Below are 21,430 nucleotides of genomic sequence, written 5' to 3'. Positions count from 1 at the left end.
GGGGTCATGCGACCGCAGGGGTTGAGCGTTTCGCGCGCTTCTTGACAGACTTTTTTGCCTTTCGACTGGCAGTTGCGGCGTTCTTTTGCTTGCGCGATGCCAGGGCACGCTGTGCCGCCCTCGCTTTTCCCGCCTTGTCCAAGAGGGAGATGAGGCGTCGTGCGCGGTTGCGGGAGGCCATGTCCCAAAAGGTCTTGAGGGTAGCGATTTGCAGGCCGGTGCGGATACGCCGGGCATTGGGCGAGCAACTGAAAAGCTGGGTGGCAGTGCGGTCCAGCATCATGGGTGAGTAGCTCACGTGGGGAGAAAGCGCGATCGCTCCTGTACTGCCATCCCGCGGGAGGAAGCGGACGATGCGCTTCTTCTTGAGCTCGAGGAGGGCCTCCATGTCCACCATACAACGATGGAGCACGCGGCAGGCTACGAGAGTGGCATCGAGGCAATAACCTTTCTCGGCCTTGCCCTGAAGCACGGTGGCAGCGATGAGAGGGGCGTAGCCAGGCTGCCCGTGATTCCGCGTGGCACCGATGGCTGCATCGAGCTGGCGCTGGATTTCACGAAATGCCTTGAAGTCGGCAGCCTTCAAATCGCGGCAGGGGCGTTTGCAACTTGGGGGATATGTCAATCCATCATAGGCTCCCGCATGATCGGGGGGAGGCTTCACTCCCAAGTGCTTATGGTCGCCCGTTTCCTGAAGGACGCGGGCCACAAACATCTGATAGACGAAGATGGCGCGCTCCCAGAGAATTTGAAGGAATCCGAGATTATCCGCATAACGTTTCATGAACCCGCGGATAACGCGATCACTTCCTTTCATGGCGGGACCATTCTCAGGGGCATCCACGGAGTCAAAGATCCAGACATGATCCGTGAGTACGGGGCGGAGGATGTCGATGACGTTTTCAAAGAAGCCGTGGGCGGAAGAAAGAACAGGCCAGTCGTGGTCTCCCAGGCTCTGCATGCCGATATGTCCGGGCTTCGCGCGAGTACTCGCGGCATTTGTGACGAGACTGGCGACGCTGATGGGGCCAAAATTATTCAGGAATGAAGTCCGCACATCTGCTGGGTTGTTGAAGGCGCTCGCCATGCTTGTGGAGAAGCTGATGGCGTGCTGTCTGAGGGCGAGGCGCCAGTCTCCATCGAAGACGAAGAGGTGCATCATGAGGTGCACGAAGATCTCACTGAGCTGGGTGTCGAGGTCGGAGAAGCTCTCTTCATTGAGTGCTGGTCTGAGGCCATCCTTGACCTGGAGTGCGATGGTGTCGCGAATCTGCTGGCGAACCATGTCATTATAAATCAGGTGGAAGCCTTCGTGGAAGAAGTCTGCATAGCCGGGCACGTGAGTGAGATGGGCCATGTCCGAGGCGAAGATGGCGAGGCTGGGGCCGGTGCCGGCGGTCTCCATGATGAAGTCACAAGAAATGGCCCGGATGCCCTCTTCGAAGGTGACGTGGTGGACGACTCCGAGGGTATCACGCCCATGCTCATCACCGCGGACGACCTTTCTGAGAATGCCGGCAGAGGCCTTGAGAGCAGCTTCTGCGGAGAGGATGATCTGGATGAAGTTTGTCCGGAAATCGAGGGACCAGTCCCTGAGAGGAGTCTCTGGATAGAGACGGCGCTGACGGAGGCTGAGAGCAGAGGAGAGGCTCTCCAGCATGGCGTGGATGGGCTCGACGCCGCCCTCCGTGGGGAGACGGCGGGAGTAGTCATGCTGAGGGGGCCATTCGGAATCCTCGGGACGCTCCTGGGTGAGGATCCGGTAGAGGGTGGCGAGGACGTCATAGTAGTCCAACACGACATCGAAGAGGAGCGGGTTGGACAGGATGGAGAAGAAATTCTCCAGGAGATTGATAAGTGCGCGGCGGGTGGCCACGGGGATGCCCAGAGCGCGAGTATGATTTCGGAGGCCTCCAGCGGAGAAGGTGAAGCGTGCGTCATCATCCTTTTCCGGGAAGAGCACATCCCGCGCGACGGCAAGCACTTCCTTAACGAGGGCAGTGTGACCTGCAGGCACTGTGGGGTGGAACCAATCCTCCATGTCCTGGTGCGCGCAAATGGGCACTGGTACCATGAGGCGTGTGGCCCAACTGCTGACATGCCTGCCGCTGAATCCGGATGGCTTGTCCAACTGGCTGATGGAGTCGAGCACGCCGGCCCACATCTGGACGAGGAGCGAGATGTGCACGAGGGAGTCTGGCCCGCGGAGAGCGACATTCTCCGATGTCATGGTATGGGGCTTGACCTTGTTGAGCGAAGTGCGATACGCCGAGCCCATCTTGCCGGTCCTGGCCTTGCGGGGCGTCTGGCCACAGTCAGACAGCTGGAGAAGGTAGTCTGTGGCACCAACCAGATGGAGACGACACTTGAGGCTGGGGTCCGGGCTGCGAGGGCCTGGGAGGGACCGACCGGTGGGCACGCTTTTTTTCAAGCCGTTGCTGAGTCCGTTCCTCAAGTGTTTCTCCATATCGGCCTGGTGCCCCGGAGGGTGACCGATGTCCGTCAGGGAGCTGACGAAGCCGTTGATCGACATGGAAGATTTCCTGGTCCTGGCGGTGGGGTCGAGCACGGAGCGGAAGTAGTCCCAAGAGATGGCCACGGTGCTCCGGGTCCAACGCAAAAGGTGAGCTCCGCTCATTCCTTCACAGAGTCCGGCAGCGGAAGCGGAGGAAGGCGAAGACGGAGGGGTGGCCGAGTTTTCCTCCTGAAGAGTCTGGTGGAATTCTTTGAGCTTCTTGTAATGGCTGCTGCTTTCGAGAATTTGAACCAGACGCGGGTCGTGCTCCAAGAGGTCTGCAAAGGTGAGGCTTTGCAGATGGGAGACGATGGACATGGGGACGGAGTAGTTGCTACAGAGAAACAGGATGCCTATTTCCTCCTCTTCCAGGAGATCGAGGAAGGTGAGCCTGAGGGAATTCAGGTCGCTGCGTGAATAAAGCCCCTGATCATCGGCTTTACGCAACGTGTGCAGAGCGGCATCTATGCGCTTGCAGATAAGGCCGAAGAGGGACTGCTGGGCGAGAAGGGCACGACCGAGGGAGAGAACGCCCTGCATCTTGAGCCGGGCGAGGAAAAGGAGCGGAGGCTGTGCGGGTTTCGGTTTGCCGAAGAGCTCATTGGGCTCAACGAAATGTTTGAGGTGGCGACGCGAGACGCCAGGTGGGATGAGGCTGCGGGTGATGGGGCAGAATCCGACACTCACTTCTTCGACTGTCTTCTTGTAAGTTTCGATCACGGCCTGAACCGCATCCAAATCATCTCCGAGGGTGAGGCACAGGGCGTCGGGATGTCCAAGGGGGAGCCAGTTGGTGGGGTTGTAGAGATACTCGTCCATGGACTCCGATGGAGAGGAACGGGTGCGCCACTTTTTGAAATTCTTATGCCCGCTGTCCCTGAAACTTCCGCAGTAGTTTTGAAAGCTGGTGAAGGTTTTTTCGAAAGCTTTCTGGGGTTGGGCGGTGTGCCGTGACCATTCAGCATCCAGTGACGCCATGAGAAGGACAAAATCATGATACCGAAGTGTGCTTTGCGATTCTTGATTCTCGTGAGTCATGCTGAAATGCGGGGCGAATTTACGAGGAGTGTGCGGATGAAGTTGTTCGTTTTACAGATGTTTGCACAAACCAAGCCCATGAGAAGACATTCGGTCGAAGTTTTCAAAGAAAATTCCCATGATCCAGCCGCCGAGTGACGCGGCTTGCGCTATCCCAAGGCTGGCGGGGGCGTCCTGCGGGTAATGCCGGCAGGATTCACTGGTGTGCGGGCGCGATAGTGCCAGTGCCGCACCTTTGGACGCCCTTCCTCTCCTGGTACTTCTGTGGAGAGGGGCCAAGGTCTCCCAGTCACGTGCACGCCGATAACGGCGTGGATGGATGGAGGGAGGGCCGGTATGGCAGGGTCAAGCTCAGACGTGAGAGCGAACTACCGCCTGCTGCCTCACCGCATCTCGACTGGCGAGTACGTTTCGCGACCTGGGCTTTTCCGCGATGGTGCGCAAGAGTGGCGACACCATGGACACCCCACTTTCCAAGGCCTAGTACATCCCGGGATTCTTCTTTCGCAAGGAGTCTGGATGCTCCGTGCTCAAAGTCCCGTAGGATTGCATGACGGGGCGCGGGCGGGTGGGTTTCTTCACAAACTGCGAGAAGAACAAAAGCGGCCCGGGGCTAATCTGCTCGGGTACGTTTGTCTCTACGCGCCACCAAGCATCTGCGTCGTCCTGGTCGGAATCAGGTAGATTGAGGAACTTAATAAGCGCCTCCATCTCTTTTGTCTGGAGATCCAAGTTCGACAAAAGTGTGTTTCTATGTTTTTCCAGTTCCTTCTGGAGATCCTGGAGACGAGGCTTGGATGCTTCTCCTAAATTTCTTGCAATAAACCAATATAGCTTGGCGAGAAGGAAAAGGTCTTTTGGGTGATGTTCCGCCGTTTGCCGTATTTTCGCACCCAGGCGGCGGAAATTTTCCGAACCTCTTCGGGGGCCCAAGCCTCGTAGAACGAGATCTTCCAACCTCTCCAATGGGGGAGCTTCGTAGCGTAACATCTTTGCTGTCATGATAAAAATTTCAATGAAATCCCAGCCCCCCGACTAAGATTTCGTTCAGGTTCACGTTTACCCAAAGGTGCAACGTGTGTGAACAGGGTACTGGTCGTGCCCGGGGTTGATCTTGTCAAGTAAGCCAAGGGCTTATTGTTCCCGGCGTTCCAACTCGTCGAAGAGGGACATGACGACCTTGGGGACGGCACCTGCCAAGTCGTTTTTGCCATGCCAGACTGGTTGGACATGAGTGGAGAATTCCTCGGACTGTGTACGTTCTTCCCACTTGCGCAACACTTTTTCTCCATCGTAAACCGAATTTAAGAGCCACCAATTGGCTCCGAGTTCCCCCTTGCTGGCATTGCTCCAAATCTTGAGCAGATGGGAGTCCATAAGCCCCTCACTTGTGCCGAGGAAGATGGTGATACAATCTTTTCGTAATATCCTCTCGATGACGTCATTAGGACACTGTCGAGAATCCGCTGCCTTGCCGGCCTCATGGTATTCCACGGTTCCGAAGATGATCCCTTTGGGTGAGCCGCCCCATCCATGAATGTGGAGGACGGAAGCGACTTCGGCCGCGAGACTCTCCTTCAGAGAGCCCTTCCCGGTGCGCCAGCTTTCCCAGGCGAAAGGAATCCAATGGAGGAGATTGTAGGCATGCAGGCCTGAAGAGAAAGGGGTGCCACCACCGTGGGGGTTGGGCGTCCAGAGGTCCAGGGGGCGCTGCCGGGCGGCCTCGGCAGTTGTCGCATCTGGAGTGGCGAGCACGGGGAGTCTGGCTTTGCGGCCAATGAGAGAATCGAAATTCGTGGTGAGAAGCTTGACCCGGCCCTGGCGTGCGAGGGTGCCAGCGCGGCGAAGGACGGGATCCCACGCGCTGATTTTGGCGTGGGAGCAGAGCTTTTTCATCACGCGGCCCATGGCAATGTCCCAGAGGTCTCCCCTTTTCTTTGTCTTTTCGTCGATGAGCTCGGCCTTCATCTCGTGGCGCATGAGGTGAGCGACGGCAGCAAAGCGCTCAGCATCAGGGTTGTTTGCAAGCATGGCCTCGATGAGTGACACGCGCCTGATGAAATTCTCCTCGGATTCGGAGTCGCGAAATTTTTTCCGGAGGTATTTTTGCCAAGAGGTCTTGGACTGGGAAATCTGGGGATAGCGGTCCTCGGGTGGAGGGTCCAGAGGATACCATGCAAGGTGCCTGAGCAGTCCGCGCCAGGAGAGCAACTCCCGAACTACACGACTTGATTTGTCCACCAGGGAATGGTTGATGCCGGCGCCAAAAACGAGGGCGACGGGGGGCATGCGCCTGTGTTTTGGATGGCCCACTGCATGCGATTGGAGAAAGGGCCGAATGTCATCCAGAAGGCTCGTCAGCTTGATACCGGAAAGAGTTTTGTCTTTAATAGAATTGGCGCGGGTCATCACTGAGTCTTGGAGCGGTGGCAGTGTGTGGGCAGACGGACCGCTGGGAGACGGTCGCGGGGGTGAGGAGGAAAGAGGGCAGCCAATCACTTTTTTAACAAGTTGGCCATTGGTTTTTACCTATGGAGTGGAGAATTTTTTGGGGAGGAGAAGGAGCCTGTGAAAGGACGCGTGGTGAATTGCTGGCTGGCGCCGGAGCATTCGCTTGAGCGGAAGTCCCAGTGCAGCCAGCGGAACACGAGATGAACCGGAGCTCCTGGCCGAGCTGCCGAATGACCCGGCCCGGGGAAAGCAGGGTGAACCGCAGGAGGGTGACGAATACCAGCGGTGACGTCTGTGTTGGAGTGCGACCACGCACGACCCGATGAAAAATTTCAAACCCACTTTTGTACGCCACTGTATTTTGGAGTTGCGCGGTGGCAGAAAACACGGTACAGGTTGGGCGTGCTGTTGCTGGGCCGGGGTCATGAAGCTCTGATAACCTGGTGGTGGTGACGATTTTTGTTTTTGCCTCAACGAGCAGCCAGCGGGTGCTGACAACTGCGAGGGACGGCTCCCTGGTGTGTATGGAAGTGACCAGGAACTGGATTTTTTCTGTGTCCGGCTTTTGTTCATCTCCCCTCCCCTGCTCTGCTCTGTCGTGATGACGGCGGGTGGGTTCCTGAGAAGGAATGGTGGATGGGTGGGTGCTGTGAGCGGGATACAGACTACGACTCGCAAGAATAACGATTATGTCTTTGGATATTACGCAGTTTTACCCGACGGAGTTCGAGAGGAACTGGACGCATGTGGCTCAACAGATGGACTGCCGGCTGCGCCTGGCGGTATCGCCGGGTGGCAACCTGACGGGCAAGCGGAAGTCATTCAATCTGCTGAATGACTATGAGATGGATGAGGTGACGACGCGGAAGGGCGATACGCCGGAGGGTGATACCTCAGGGGAGAAGTACTGGCTGTATGCGCGCAAGTTCGAGAAGGTGATCAGCTTCGATGAGGATGATGAACGCCAGCTGGGGCAGATTGTGTTGCCGGACTCGGATGAGGTGCGCAATATGGCGATGGCGTACAATCGCAAGGTGGATGACATTGTCATTTCGGCCTTCGATGCGACGCGCTATATCGGTGAGGAGGGCACGACGACGGACCCCTTCCCTGCGGGCCAGTCGATTGCGGTGGACTATGTGCCGAGTGGGACGCCGGCGAACAGCGGGCTGACGTTTGGGAAGATTCGCGAGGCGGCGCGCATCCTGAATGTGAATGAGGTGCCGGAGAGTGAGCGCTTTTTCTGCTATGGGGCGAAGCAGCTGGATAATCTGCTGGCGCTGACGGAGGCGACGAGCCGTGACTTCAGTGACCTGATGGCGCTGAAGGATGGGAAGATCAGCTACTGGATGGGATTCACGTGGATTCCGACACAGCGGCTGGCGCGCAATGTGGCCACGGATGTGCGGTCATGCTTTGCGTGGCACAAGTCGGCCATCAAGCTGGGTGAGGGTGCGCGCAACAGCTACATTGATGTGCGCCCGGACAAGCGGCATGCGAAGCAGATTCGCTCCGTGGGTCGCCTGGGTGCGGTGCGCTCGGAGAATGAGAAGGTGGTGCGGGTGTACTGCGATGAATCGCCTTAACGAGGGGGGGCGACTGATCTGATTTGATCTGACCTGGTGGAGATGGGCACCGTGAGTCTGGCTCCACTGAGGTGAGCAAGAGGAAGAGCAGGAGCAGGAGCACGAATTTAAACTTTTTATCTAAAGAGAGAATATGGCGAATAAATATACGGATTTGGGGGCGGGGCAACTGGCGGCGGAGAGTGACTTTTCGGAGGCGCCGAGTCTCCGGGCGTTTGGCGGGGATGTGCGTTATGTGGATGTGAAGATTGCGGTGACGGCGCTGACGACGTCTGATGTGATCTTCCTGGCGAAGCTGCCGAAGGGGGCGCGGGTGATTCCGGCGCTGTGCTCGGTGGACCACGGTGATCCGGGGGATGCGCTGACGGGGAAGATTGGCGACGAGAATGATGATGATCGCTATGGTGCGGCGCTGGCGCTGGGTGGGACAGCGGGGAGGAAGGCCTTCAGCGAGGCGGGAACGAAGGGGGATGCGTTTCTGACGCCCTACAAGTTTCCGGAGGAGCTGTGGGTGACGTTTACGCCGACGACGGTGACGAACCTGGCGACGCATGACCAGGTGTGGCATGTGGGGTATACGCTGGGGTGAGGAAGCGATGACGTACCGGCGGAGGATAATTGCGGCTCAACCACTGATGAACACTAATGGGACACTAATCTTAGGAAGGTGAGGGACCGCTAATATTCGCTAATGGAACGCTAATGTGAATGAGGGTTTGGTTGGTTGGCTGAGGGGATGATAGTGCCTCGCGTGGTGTGTCTTTTTTGGGTGAAGAGGTGCGCTGCGCGGGGTGCTTTGGTTGGGGGGCGTGATGGAAGGTTGGTGGGGGTGCAATGGAAGTTTCTGACTATGGGCAGTGGCTCGCGGGGTTGAATGCAAAGTGAGAGATGCAAAATGAAAAATGCAAAGTTGGGGACTGGGTGTGGTTGGGTGCAGTGAGTTCAACACAGAGACACGGAGACGCAGAGGAACTTCGGAGACTGAGGACTGAGGACTGAGGACTGAGGACTGAGGACTGAGGACTGAGGACTGAGGACTGAGGAGGAGAACGGGGACGAGGACGTAGAGGATTTTTTTGAGGTATGAATGATACGCAGATATGCAATCTGGCGCTCGCGGAGGTGGGCGATAGTTATAGCATTGTGGATATCAATGAGACGTCGAACCAGGCGGCGGTTTGCCGGTTGTTCTTTGGGCCGACGAGGGATGCGCTGCTGAGGACGCATCCGTGGAGCTTTGCGAGGTCGCTGGCGGCGCTTTCGGCGCTGAATGTGGTGCCGGTGTTTGGGTGGGGGTACCAGTATCAGTTGCCGGCGGATTTCATCCGGCTGGTGGAGTTCAACGGGCTGGATGCGTGGCAGACGGAGGATGATTTCCAGATTGCGAATGGGCCGGAGGGTGGGCTGGTGCTGCTGACGGATGAGGATGCGGCGAGTGTGGTGTATCTGAAGCGGGTGACGGATGCGAATTTGTTCGACCCGCTGTTTGTGGAGGCGCTGACGCTGCGACTGGCGATGCGCATCTGTACGAAGCTGACGAAGGACGATGGAATCAAGGACCGGCTGACGCGGGAGGCGAAGGAGGCGATGGCGCGGGCGCGACAGACGGATGCGAATGAGTCGAGGCCGAGGCGTGTGGGGATGTGGGAAGATTCGGACCTGGCGATGTCGCGGTATGCAGGTTGATGGTTGATGCTGGGGTTCAACACGGAGACGCAGAGACACGGAGGCACGGAAATTTTTGAGGGATGGGTGGAAGGTGGTGGGATTGGGACCGCTAACAGACGCTAATGGGGAGATTGCTGGGTGCGGACGCTTGGGCTGGCAGTTCAGAATGCAAAATGAAAAGTGCAAAATGGAAAATGAAAAGTGCCTGTGCTGGATGTGGTTGGGCGCGTTGGGTTCAACGCTGAGACATAGAGACGCAGAGGAACTTCGGAGACTGAGGTCTTAGTGCTTGGTTCTTGGTTGTGGCCTGAGAAAGAGGTGAAGGTTTAGAGGGAGGATGATTGTTTATGTCGGGGGCGATTCATGAGTTGATTAGTAATTTCAATGGCGGGGAGCTTTCGCCGTTGATGGATGCGCGGGCGGATACGGGGAAGTATCGGTCGGGGTGCAGGCGGTTGCGGAATTTTATTCCGCGGGCGGTGGGCGGGGTGTTTTCGCGACCGGGGACGGAGTTTATGGGGAGGGCGAAGTTTGGGAATAAGAAGGCGGCGTTGATTCCTTTTAACTTTTCGCGGACGACGAGTTTCCAGATTGAGCTGGGTGATGGGTATGTGCGGTTCTGGTCGAACCGGCAGCAGGTGAAGAAGGCGAGCGCGGGGGCGTGGGTGACGGGGACGCCGTATGCGATGGGGAGCTATGTGACGGTGAGTGCTACGATATACTTCTGTGTGGTGGCGCATACGTCTGCAGCGGCGTTTGCGACGGACCTGGGGGCGGGGCGCTGGGTGGCGCAGGAGATCTATGAACTCCCCTCCCCTTACCTGGAGACGGATGTGTTTGAGATTCAGTTCACGCAGATCAATGACGTGATCTACCTGGTGCATCCGGGGTATGCACCGCGGAAGCTTTCGCGGCTCGCGGATGATAACTGGACGCTGGCGGAAGTGGTGTGGGATTGGCCGGCGATGCTGGATGAGAATGTGGAGTCGACGACGATCACACCTTCCGCGACGACGGGGAGTATCACGCTGACGGCATCGGCGGCGCTATTCAATGCGAACCATGTGGGGTCGCACTGGCAGATTGCACACCGGCGGGACAGTGCGCTCGTGGACCTGATTCTCAACGGCAATAACACGAGCGGAACGTTGCGTGTGATTGGTCGGTGGGAATTTTTCACCACTGGAACATGGACGGCACGCATTCACATTGACCGTAGCGAAGACAATGGTGCCACGTGGCAGACGGTGCGTACCTTCGGCGGTGTGTCTGACCGCAATGTGGCCCCCATTTCATACGATGAGCCGACTGAGGTGCTGATTCGCATGCGCTCGACTTTCTGGAGTTCTGGCAGCGGGTATGCGCGCATTGAGGCGGTAGACTCCAAGGTCTATGGGGTAGTGAAAGTCACGGCCTATACGAGTGGCACGCAAGTCACGGCCACGGTAACGAAGCCGCTGGGCGCCACGGCTGCCACGACGACCTGGTGCGAGGGGGCGTGGAGTCCGCACCAGGGATTTCCGAGGACGGTGGCGTTTCACGAGCAGCGGGTGATTTATGGGGGGACGGCGAGGGAGCCGGTGCGGGTGTGGGGGTCGGCGATTGGGGACTTTGAGAACTTCCGGAAGTCGACGCTGGATGATGCGAGCTTTGACTATGTGCTGGCGTCGACGCAGAGCAGCCAGGTGCAGTGGATGACGGGGAACAGTACGGGCTTGATCATCGGGACGGCGGCGGAGGAGTGGCTGATGCACAGTGGATCTGATGCGACGCCGATCACGCAGACGACGGTGCGGGTGTCGTGCCAGTCGAGTGAGGGCAGTGAGCATTTGATGGCGCGGCTGATCAAGAATGTGGTGCTGTTTGTGCAGCGGTATGGGCGGACGGTTTCGGAGATGGCGTACAGTTTTGAGGAGGATTCGCTGAAGGCGCAGGATTTGACGATTCTGTCTGAGCATGTGACGGAGGGTGGTATCCGGCAGACGGCATTCCAGTCGCGAAGGGATGCGATTTTATGGGCAGTGACGGGGAATGGGAAGCTGGTGGGGCTGACGTACCAGCGGGAGCATGAGGTGACGGGCTGGCATATTCATGAGACGGAGGGTGACTTTGAAAGTGTGAGCGTGAACTACTCGGCGAATGGGACTTCGGACGAGGTGTGGTTTGTGGTAAAGCGGGTAGTGGATGGAGTGACGGTCAGGTATATCGAGAGCTTCCACCCGGCGATGGCGCAGTTTGATTATTCAAATCCGGCGAGGCTGGTGTGCATGGATAGTGCGACGACGTATAGTGGTGCAGCGACGGATACGATTACTGGGCTGGGTCACCTGGAGGGTGAGGTGGTGGTGGTGCGTGCGGATGGGGCGACACAGGTGAGCAAGACGGTGAGTGGTGGCGCGATCACGCTGGATCGTGAGGCGGAGGTGGTAGTGGTGGGCCTGCCGTTTACGCCGCTGCTGCAGCCGACGAAGATTGAGCTGCAACTGGAGAATGGGGGGAGCCGCGGGCGTTTGTTCCGACCGGTGAAGATGATTCTCTCGGTGCATGAGTCGCTGGGGGCGGAGATTTCGCCGAATCCGAATCTCAATTCGGGTGCGGGGATGTGGGAGGAGATTCCGTTCCGGAGGGCGCAGGATGTGCTGGATGTGGCGCCGCCGCTGCGGACGGATGATATGGAGTGGGATATCAATGCGCCATATGCGAGTGCGGTGCATGTGGCGATACGGCAGAGGCAGCCGCAGCCGCTGAATTTGCTGGCGATGGTGTGTGTGTTTTCGGTGGATAGCTAGCCGGTGGGCCAGTGCGACGGTGAGCGGTGAGCGGTGAGCGGTGAGCGGTGAGCGGTGAGCGGTGAGCGGTGAGCGGTGAGCGGTGAGCGGTGAGCGGTGAGCGGTGAGCGGTGAGCGGTGAGCGGTGTGACGGTGTGACGGTGTGACGGTGTGACGGTGGGTTGGTTTGTCGCAAAGCAGCGGAGCAGCTAAGCAGCAAAGGGGATGAGGATGGTGTGTGTGGTGGGGAATCAGGGGTGGATTGTGGAGAACAGCAAAGTGGCGAAGGACGCAGAGGACGCAGAGGACGCAGAGGAGGCAGAGGGGACGATGGGAGTGATGGGGCGTCGGGAAGGGAATGCAAAGTGAGAGGTGCAAAATGAAAAATGCAAAGGGGGTGATGCAATGAGGATGAATGATGTTGAGGACGAGCAGGAGCAGGAGGTTGGGAGGTGGGTGGTGAGGAGTTATGGGGAGAAGGTGGGAGATTACCAGATGGTGGCGGGGTGGATGGAGGGGCGTGGCATGGGGAGGTTGCTGGAGAATCTGCTGCCACCGATGGGGATTGTGGTGGAGTGTGATGGGGAGGCGGTGGCTGCATCGTGGATTTATCTTTGTTATGGCATTGGAGTTGGGTTTTGGGAGGGTTTGATCACGAAGCCGGGACTCTCGCCGGCGATGGGGCTGGCGGCCTGCAGGCACTGTCTGGGCGCGCTGAAGGCAATTGCCGTGGCGAATGACGTGTCGGTCATCAAGGCGTACGCGAAAGGCACCCTGGCAAGGCAGGCTGAGAAACACGGCTTTGTGAAACTCGATGAGGGGCTTTCGTCCCTTATCACAATCGCATAATACTATGGCATGGTTTGCGGGATTGACATTGGCGCAGCAGATAATGGTTGGCGTCGGGGCTGCCGGCGTGGTGGCAAGCGGTGTGGGCCTGGGGATGCAATACAACGCACAGAAGGAGGCGGCGCGGAATCAGGAGGCACTGACGAAGTATAACTATGCTGTGCAGGCACAGAACATCCGGCAGCAGCAGGCGCTGGCGGAGTGGTCGGCAAGAGCGCAGGCGGGCCAGGTGGAGGCGAATGCGGCGATAGCGCGGCAGACGGCTGAGACGAATGCGCGGATGCTCGAGGGGCAGGCGCAGGGTGAGCTTTCGAGGGGGGTGGAGCAGCAGCGGCGGACGCGTGAGGATCAGTTGCGTGTGGCGGCGCTGCAGCGGGCGCGGTTTGCGAAGGGTGGTGTGGCCATGGCGGGGTCGCCCGTGGAGGTGCTGGCGGAGAGTGCGCGGTATATGCAGCTGGCCCTAAGTGATGCGTGGTATGAGACGAATACGAAGCGGGACAGTCTGCTGTGGGACGCGCAGATGCAGCGCTATGGCGGTGAGGTGAGCTCGGCGCAGTACAAGATGCAGGCATCCCTGTTGCGGGCTGAGGGGGCGCTGGCGCCGGTTCGTGCGCGGATGCAGATGCGGGAGGCGGAGTTTCACCGACTGGCGGGCTTGAATGAGGCGTCGGGGATGAAGAGTGCGGCGACGGCGGGGTTGGTGACGGGGATTGGCACTACGATGCTGTCTCTTGCGGGGTCGTATGGGACCTGGGGGAGCTTGTTTGGCGAGACGGCGAAGGGGGCCGGTGCGGCCGCTTCAACCGGGGCGGCGATGAATGCTTCAGCGAAAGGAACGGGGACCGTCCTGGCGACGAAGGCGAAGGTGACGGGATTTGGATTTAAATTTTGAGCTTGCATATCGGTTATGGCGACGATTCCTTTGTATAACGATGGGCAGATGCCGGGGGCGCCGGAGGCGGCGGCGAAAGCTCTGGTGCCAGAGGCGAGATATCAGGCGGACTATGCGGGCCTGGCGCAAGCGGCAGCGCAGGCGTATGAGCAGCCGGAGCTGCCGGATAACTGGGGGAAGGGTGACGTGATCGCGGGGGAGGCGTGGGGCAAGGCGATGAGCACCCTGGGTGGCGCGATGACGGAACTGGCGGAGCAGAGTGCGAAGGCGCGGAACTATGCGGACCTGGAAGAGGCGCGGGACCACATGCAGAATGAGACGCTGCGCTTCGAGCAGTGGCGGCTGGAGAATCCGGATTCGGATGGATGGCAGGCGGAGTGGCAGCGACGGGTGACGGCGACGCAGAAGTATTTTTCTGAGAAGCGCTATGCGCCCGTGGTACGGAGCCAGGTGGACCGGGATGTGAACCAGTTTGGCGAGCGGGGGCTTATCCAGGCGGGGATTGATGCGGCGAAGGTGCAGTTTTCGCGGGCGGGGGCGGCGGTGCAGCAGGCGCGAGGCCGTGCGGTGCAGCAGAGGAGTATTCAAGGGGTGGCGGATGCAGGCAACCAAGCGGTGGCGCTGAAGTTGGAAACTCCGCAACAGTCGGATGAGAATACGCGACGTGCCGTGCAAGACATCTATGCGAATCAGCGGACGGCAATGGTGGAGACGCAACCGGAGGTGGTGCTGAAGTATGCGCAGGATCCGAAGGCAAAGAATTTACCGGCGGCGTTTGTAGGATTGAATGACGCGACATGGACGGAGGTGAAGACCGACGCACAGGAATCGGTCTATTGGAATCAGAAGGCGCTGCTCGAGAATCTACGTGATGCGGTGCGGACGAATGCGGTGGCAACTGATGCGGACCGGGAGAAGTGGATACAGACGCATGTCCCGCAGGGAATGCGCGATGCCACGCTGTCGACACTGATGCAGCGGGTGATGCAAGGCGGCCCACCAGACATGGCGGAAGTATTCCGTCTGAAGAAGGCGATAGGATCACATGACCCCACGGCACCTGGTGCGAGGCTGCAGCAGGTGTGGTTTCGACTTCAGCACGCGCAGTATCCACGAGAGATGCAGCTGGAGTTGGACAAGGCGCTGGCGACGCGAATCAATAGTGGGAAGCCGGAGTCGCTGGCTGCGCAGGAGGGGCGCACACTGATTCGCACCTGGCACGATCAGGAAGCGCTGCGGGATTCGAATGGTGAGCCAATTCGATATCGGGGACCGAAGTATCTTTTTGATGCGCTCGCGGACAAGGAGAAGCTGGAGGTCTTTGGTCTTGGCTTTGCAACGGATAGGTTGCGTGCCATCAAAGGTCCGCAGGAAAGGTGGCGCTCTTTTCTTTCCCTGAAGGGGACTTTCGGGAAAGACGCCTCGCCCGAGGCCATGGCGAAACTCACTCCTTTCACACGCGAATTGTTCGAGAAGTCGCTACGAGGCGAGGAGTTTGTGAATCCGGAAACGCGCAATGCGAGTGCGATGCGGGCGATGGAACTGGAGCAAGCCATGGACGGCTTTCTCCAGGCCTATCCCAATGCCTCTCCCAAGCAGGTGGTTGAGTGGCTGACGGATCATACTTCGCTAGACCGGCGGGGAGCAGGAGCGAGAGCGCTGGAGTCCCCGGCGCAACACCGGCGGCGGGAGGGCAGACGGGCAACCCTGGGACCAGATGGGGCAGCCATCGTACGGCCACCCAGTCCTATTCAAGATTTGAAAGCAAAGCTCAAGCAATAGACCATGCCCACCATCACGGAATCTGAGGAACTAGATCTGGCGGCGGACACTCTACGCCAGAGTCTGGAGAACGGAAAAATCCCTGCCGACCAGATTGTGACGGCAGAACAAACGATGGCGGAGTACCACGAGCGGGTGCGCCGCGAGGGGCGCGAACCCTACTCCGCGCTGGCGCAACAACAGGCGGCGGACTACAACCGGGTGCGAGGCTACTTCAAAGAAAAGCCGGAACTCGATCCTGAGGAGGCTGAGGAACTGGACAGGCTGACGCGCTATTCGCCCCATGCGGAGTCGGAGAAGCGGCAGATGTTCAACGTCGCGTTCTTTGCCCATGCTGATGGGAAAACGACGGACGAGGTGAATCTGGAATATCCGCTATACAAGGCGAACTATGTATACACGAGGATGGGCCGGGATACGGCGACGGATGATGAGGTGTATTTGCACATCCAGGCAACGCTTCAATCCCTGGATGATGCAGCCAAGGGCGGGACAACGGCTGCGATTGAGGGCAGAGGGAAGGGCATTGGGCTGGATGAACTGAGTGCCTGGGAGTCGCAGAACAAGGCGAAGCCGGGCTACTCTGAGGACTCCCGGAAGACTTTCATCGATGCCTACCTGACGACGAAGGAGGCGCTGGCGCCACATCGCGCGGAGATTCAGAAGCTGGCGTCTGCCGCGGAGCCGTTTAATGACGCGGATACGAGGGCCTGGATTGAGAAGCTGGCGGATCTGCCACAGCGAAATCGCACGCTGGTGACGCTGGCAGCGCTGCACAGCGCGAAGGTGCGCGGTGAGCAGGAGAAGGGAAAAAGGGGATGGTGGCTGCAAGCCGGGTCGGCCCTGGAGAGGTTTGTCACTGGTGATACGAGCTTCCAAGAGGAAGGCATCGAGAGTGTGCCGGACGACATGCTCACTCCGGTGACGACCACGGTACCGAAGATCACAAATCGGGAGGATGCCGCGAAGTTTTTCAAGGAGCAGGAGAGCAGAAACAGGGCTCAGGTCTTCGCGGCGAGGATGTCGATGGGAACGGCAGCAGTGGGCCACATACCCATCATTGGTGGTGTTGAGAAGAGGCTCGACGCTGATGAGTCTGCGCTGGTGAGACAATACAAGGAGCGGGAGCGGGAGAAGGTGAATGTGGCGCGCCAGGTGCGGCAGATGGCGCATATGGCCTCGCCGAATGACTCGGTCACGGCGTCGACGTTTGGGGTATCGATGGGCATCTTGGGCGTGATGGGGTTGACGCGAGGTGCGGCGGCCCCGGTCATTGTCCAGCACTACACTGCGAACAACTATGAGCAGCTCAGGCTGGAATATCCTGACATGCCCATCCCGTATGCGCGCCGAATCGCGCTGACCTCAGGGGTGCTGGAGATGGTCCCCGACATGGTGGGACTGAAGGTGCTGAATACGATGCCCTCGCTGCGTCAGTTGGTTCAAGGAGGGCTGAAGCGGGAGATGATTGGGATGGCGCTGCTGAAGGTGGGTGGCAACTACGTTTACCAGAATGTGCAGGAAGGGGTGCAGGATGTAACACTTCCTGCAACGCACGCGCTCTTTGCGGCGATCAAGAAGGATCTTCCTGGAGTAGATGTGGAGCGGGAGAAGGAACGCTACTTGAACACGCGCGGCGATGTGGCCGTGGGTCTGCTGCCATTGACGCTTCTGGGTCTGGGTGCGGCTTCAGTCAGGGACGTGGCCATGGCGCGGGCCATTCTCGCGGACAATATTTCGCTGGGTGCGGCGGGGTACGTGGAGGCGGACCGCATCAAGATCATTGGCCTGGCGATGGAAGGCAAGCTGGAGGCGGCGCAGGCGGCGCTGCAGGAAGCGCGCGGCAGGGCATCGCGAGAGGTGGCAGCGGAGTTTGAGGAGCGGTATCGAGCACGATTGGGTGAGGCACAGCAGGCGCAGAGTGATGGGCAGCGGCTGGGGATGGTGCCGAAGATCGCGAATGATGGAAACGGATACATTGTATCACTCAAGAATGGAACGGCAGTCCGCGCGGAGACCTGGGGAGAGGCGCGGCAGTATGCGGAGCAGCACCTCACGGATGTGGAGATGCAGGTGGTGGACTCGGTGGCCCGCATGGGCGAGGTGTTCATGGACCAGAAGCGAGCGGGGACGCCGGAGGCTTTCGCTGTGGCGCCGGGTGAGAGCAGGTCATTGGAGGATGACGTGGCGGAGCACGTGGTGTCCGAGGAACAAGCGGCGGACGCTGCGGTGGTGGCAGGGCAGCTGCGCGGGATGACGCGGGAGGAGTCGCTGGCTGCGACGTGGCATGTGTTGGGAAGCAATCGTGCGGAGCGACGTAATAATGTGCGCACGATGGTCTCGACCATCTTCCGCGGGGGCAATGTGCTCACGGCGGTGGAGGAACCGATTGAGGGCCGGTGGAAGTCCGGGCTGGATAACGGTCGCTATACACGGGAGCAAGGGCTGCTGTGGGTGCGGCTGGCAGAGAAGGCGACCGGGCAGAAGTTCCTGAGTGCGGCGGATGCGGAGGTGCTGGGATCTGCGGACAAGGCACCGCGGTCGCTGACGGAGGCCATCAGTGCGATTGTGACGGCGGATGTGCTGGGGCGTCGCAAGGATGGGACGCGGCTGCCGGCGGGTCTGGTGACCGAAGGGCTGAACGCGGCGGTGCGGCAAGCGGCGGGAGTGAAGGAGCGCGGTGAGGTGGTGCAGTTTGGGCAGTTCCTGCGGGCGTGGCGGGCGTTGTTTGGGCAGGTGTTTTCACGGGCACGGGCGCTGAACAAGGCGCGAGCGGAGGGACGGTTGGGTGAGGACTATGAGGGGTTCCTGAATGATTTGATGGGGGTGGATGGGAGTGGTAATAGCAACCAGGATGCCGCTATCGATGGCACGAGTCGTTCCGAATCGATAACGGAGCTCTCCGATGGGAAGACCACTCCCCTCACCCTCAATCCCGGGGAAACGCTATGGGAGGAGAACGGGGTGACCTTTGGTGTGGCTCCGGTGCCTTTTGCGGAGAACGTCGAAGCGGCGGTCAAAGGGCGACTTCCGGCCAATGCGATTTTGGATATGGGGCGTCCGGGCGAGGTGCTGCGGAAGGCCGGGGTACCGGACCTGCCCATGTGGATTCGCTTGAGCAAGGTGCGCAAGAAGCGCGGCAAGCACTCTGAGCTCACGGAAGAGGTACTGAAGAAGTTCCCCGGAGCGATGGACAATCCAATGCTTGTGTATGTGAGTCCCGGGGACCGCAAGGCGCACTCCATCGTGACCAGTCTTGCGACGTCACAAGGTCCGCTGACGGCGTATTTCACGGTGCATGAACGTGAAGGACAGCACGTCTTGGAGGCAAAGACACTGTTCGGCAAGGAACCCGGCGAACTACTGGCGGAGATTCGAGAAGCGGAATCGCTTGGGTTGATCACGCACAAAAACAAAGGGGCCTTCGAAGCCTGGCTTGCTCAGGGCGATGGCGCCTTTGACGGCACTTCTACCCAGCACGGCCCTGCTATCGAAGGCTTGAAGGAAGTATTCCATGAAGCTGATGGAAGTCAACACGGCGAGAGCGCTTCTCAGCTAGAGAATGATACGATAACGGAACCGGCAAGCCGTGGAGAGATCGATCTCGCGACATTCGGCATGGTGCCGAAGATGAGGCAGGACAAGCCGGGGTCTTGGGAGGAGGTGAAGACGGGGCATACATGGGATTCTGCGAAGAAGTTTCTGCCGAAGCTCAAAGACAGCCGACCGGCATTTCCTGAGAAGCGCGGTACTTGGGAGGTTCTGGTGCAGAAGGTGGCGACGTGGCTGGGAAAGACCCCGACTATCAAAGACCCATGGGGTGCAATGGTTGCAACGGCCAATCCCCAGAAGCGTGGCGGCTTTAGAAATCCGCTGGATAATAGAGCTGCACATCTTATTGGCGAGAATCTTAATAAGAACGAAGAGAATCGCACTTTGGATCCCGACAAGCTCGACTGGATCGGCGCTGTGGAGAAAACCATCTCGGATGCTCAAGTACGAGTCACTAATGGGCCTGAGACCTTCTACTTCCGTAGCTATGCGGAGGGAACTCACATGGTCATCGTCGAAGACGGTGCCATTAAAGACCAGTATTCGTTGGTAACGCAGTACGCCCCCGAACTGAGCAAACGTCAATTCAGGGGCGCATTGGTCGAACAAGTCCGACCTGTTCCCGGCCTTGCCCCTCAAGGGGGTCCCGGTTCTGTCGGGATTCCGACGCAGCCCCAGTCTCAAGCGGTACAGACACCTCGACCAGAAGCGCATGGTGATACTACCACTAGTGCAAGGGAAAGTCAACCAGTGCCTTCCCCCACAAAAACTGGCACGGGGCTAGATGACGTGGAGTCCTATAGCATTGTCCCAAACGAGTCTCAGGAGATTCGTATTGCCAAGGCTGTGGCAGCACCAACCTTGGATGTACCGGATGTAGCCAATTGGCGGGGTATCGCGCCGCGCGAGCGGCGAGATAGGATGAAGGCTGCGCTACAGGATGCGCGAGAGAAAGGCCCCATCGTCAATGCCGAAAGAGGGCGCGAGATCCACGTGAGCAAGAGCGGATTGGAGCACTGGAACCGATATGCAGCGGACCCTCGCAAAGCGTCACTTATGGGTCACTTACGCGAGCTATTTCAACGCGCCATCTACGTTCGCTCTGAAAAGCCGGACTCTCGAAAGAACAGCGTCCCTGGACTACAGTTGTTCCACAAACTTGCGTTGCCTGTCCGGTTCGATGGTCAGGAGACAATGGTCCGGCTGACTGTACATGAAGATGCCAACGGCAGGTGGGTGTACGACGGACAGGTCCTCGAGGTGATTCTTCCCGTTCCGGACACAAACACACCTGCTGACGGCCCCGAGGGCGTATCGCGGCACGGCTCCAATGAAGGAGCAGAGCTACACGGCATTCAGCAGGTGCGAGAGAAGGTACTCCGTGAAGCTTTGAAAGTCAATGCAGAGCTGATGGATGAAACTGCGACGTTCTCGATGCTACCAAGCTCGCCTGAAGAATCGGGCAAAACTCGAGCACCACAGGACTTAGAAAGCCAGCCGACTGGCGGTGGAACAAACATTGACTCCAACATTCCAATCCCTTATGTTCAACAGCATGGTCAAGGTACTGAACGCCGAAGAGATGCGCAAGCTGCGCTTGGAGCACTCCTTGCGCGCGCAGAAGATGACGATCGAGCAAATGCACAAGCAGATGCGGGAGAACGGCTCCGTGCCGAGTCCCAATCCGTGGTATCGTGGGCCAGAGAAGACGGATGGCTCATCGAGCCAGCAGGATTCGCAAGGCTGACTCCATCCTTCAAGGAGTTTGAGGGTGGAGCCGAGCACCAGGTTTTTGGTGTACGCGAAGCTGGCCGAGTGATGAAGATCACGCGACCTCCAAACTTTGGTGCACGAGGAAAGCTAGCCGATTATCTCAGGAACATCAAATGGAGCAATCAGTTGTTCCATGATGATATCCGCATTGAGGGTATCGTAGAGACCACCTCGGGGCCGGCTGTGGTCATTTCCCAGCCCTTCATTGCCGGACGTTCACCCGAAGTTGGAGATGTTGCGGCTTGGTTTGAGCAGCAAGGTTTTGAACCGACCGGGCCCAATACATGGACACATCACAAGACGGGCGCGAAGATCACGGATGCGCATCCGAGGAACTTCATTCTGACGTCAGACAACGTTCTGGTGCCCATCGACCTTCAAGTTTTGAATCCAGGAAAGGACGTTCTGGAGCAAGAAAAGAATAATTTTGAGGGGCGATAGCAGATGTGCTCCCGCAGGTCCAACGTCAGGCCCGTGCAGATGGAGCGTGAGCTGGGATGGTATTCGAAGGCCCTCCGGGCTATCCAGATGGGTGCTCCCCTACTCCGCTGATATA

The 21,430-nt window shown here is 58.8% G+C and carries 11 protein-coding genes; 8 read left to right on the top strand and 3 right to left on the bottom strand.

Translation table 11 applies throughout. The features are described from left to right. Positions 1 to 4: 4 nt before the first annotated feature. From G5S37_RS10450 to G5S37_RS10440, 3 genes are all read right to left on the bottom strand, one after another. Complete coding sequence (locus G5S37_RS10450) at positions 5 to 3,334, bottom strand: hypothetical protein (protein ID WP_165203466.1); 3,330 nt, start codon at positions 3,332 to 3,334, stop codon at positions 5 to 7. 699 nt (positions 3,335 to 4,033) lie between these two features. Then, complete coding sequence (locus G5S37_RS10445; protein WP_165203464.1) at positions 4,034 to 4,543, bottom strand: hypothetical protein; 510 nt, start codon at positions 4,541 to 4,543, stop codon at positions 4,034 to 4,036. A 144-nt stretch (positions 4,544 to 4,687) separates the two neighbouring features. After that, positions 4,688 to 5,842, bottom strand: coding sequence for a hypothetical protein (locus G5S37_RS10440; RefSeq protein WP_165203462.1), 1,155 nt, complete (start codon positions 5,840 to 5,842; stop codon positions 4,688 to 4,690). 851 nt (positions 5,843 to 6,693) lie between these two features. Between G5S37_RS10440 and G5S37_RS10435 the strand changes: the two genes are divergently transcribed. The 8 genes from G5S37_RS10435 (at position 6,694) to G5S37_RS10400 (ending at position 21,315) form a co-directional block, all read left to right on the top strand. Then, positions 6,694 to 7,590: a phage capsid protein gene (locus G5S37_RS10435; RefSeq protein WP_165203460.1), complete on the top strand. Its 897-nt coding sequence runs from the start codon at positions 6,694 to 6,696 to the stop codon at positions 7,588 to 7,590. A 133-nt stretch (positions 7,591 to 7,723) separates the two neighbouring features. After that, entirely contained in the window at positions 7,724 to 8,179 is a 456-nt protein-coding gene (locus G5S37_RS10430; protein ID WP_165203458.1) for a hypothetical protein, read from the top strand. A gap of 494 nt (positions 8,180 to 8,673) precedes the next feature. Then, positions 8,674 to 9,276 (top strand): hypothetical protein, encoded by a 603-nt coding sequence (locus G5S37_RS10425; protein WP_165203456.1) that lies wholly within the window; start codon positions 8,674 to 8,676, stop codon positions 9,274 to 9,276. A 533-nt stretch (positions 9,277 to 9,809) separates the two neighbouring features. Continuing rightward, entirely contained in the window at positions 9,810 to 12,047 is a 2,238-nt protein-coding gene (locus tag G5S37_RS10420; protein WP_165203454.1) for a hypothetical protein, read from the top strand. 390 nt (positions 12,048 to 12,437) lie between these two features. Then, on the top strand, positions 12,438 to 12,875 hold the full coding sequence (locus tag G5S37_RS10415; RefSeq protein WP_165203452.1) for a hypothetical protein: 438 nt from the start codon (positions 12,438 to 12,440) through the stop codon (positions 12,873 to 12,875). A 43-nt stretch (positions 12,876 to 12,918) separates the two neighbouring features. Further along, positions 12,919 to 13,767, top strand: a complete 849-nt coding sequence (locus G5S37_RS10410; RefSeq protein WP_206026384.1) for a hypothetical protein — start codon at positions 12,919 to 12,921, stop codon at positions 13,765 to 13,767. 15 nt (positions 13,768 to 13,782) lie between these two features. Next, positions 13,783 to 15,549: a hypothetical protein gene (locus tag G5S37_RS10405; RefSeq protein ID WP_165203448.1), complete on the top strand. Its 1,767-nt coding sequence runs from the start codon at positions 13,783 to 13,785 to the stop codon at positions 15,547 to 15,549. Between the two features lie 3 nt (positions 15,550 to 15,552). Further along, entirely contained in the window at positions 15,553 to 21,315 is a 5,763-nt protein-coding gene (locus tag G5S37_RS10400) for a hypothetical protein (protein WP_165203446.1), read from the top strand. Positions 21,316 to 21,430: the final 115 nt, after the last annotated feature.

This window comes from Roseimicrobium sp. ORNL1 (assembly GCF_011044495.1).
GTDB lineage: Bacteria > Verrucomicrobiota > Verrucomicrobiia > Verrucomicrobiales > Verrucomicrobiaceae > Roseimicrobium.
Note: the sequence above shows the minus strand (reverse complement) of the source record. Positions and strands in the feature narration are given on the sequence as shown.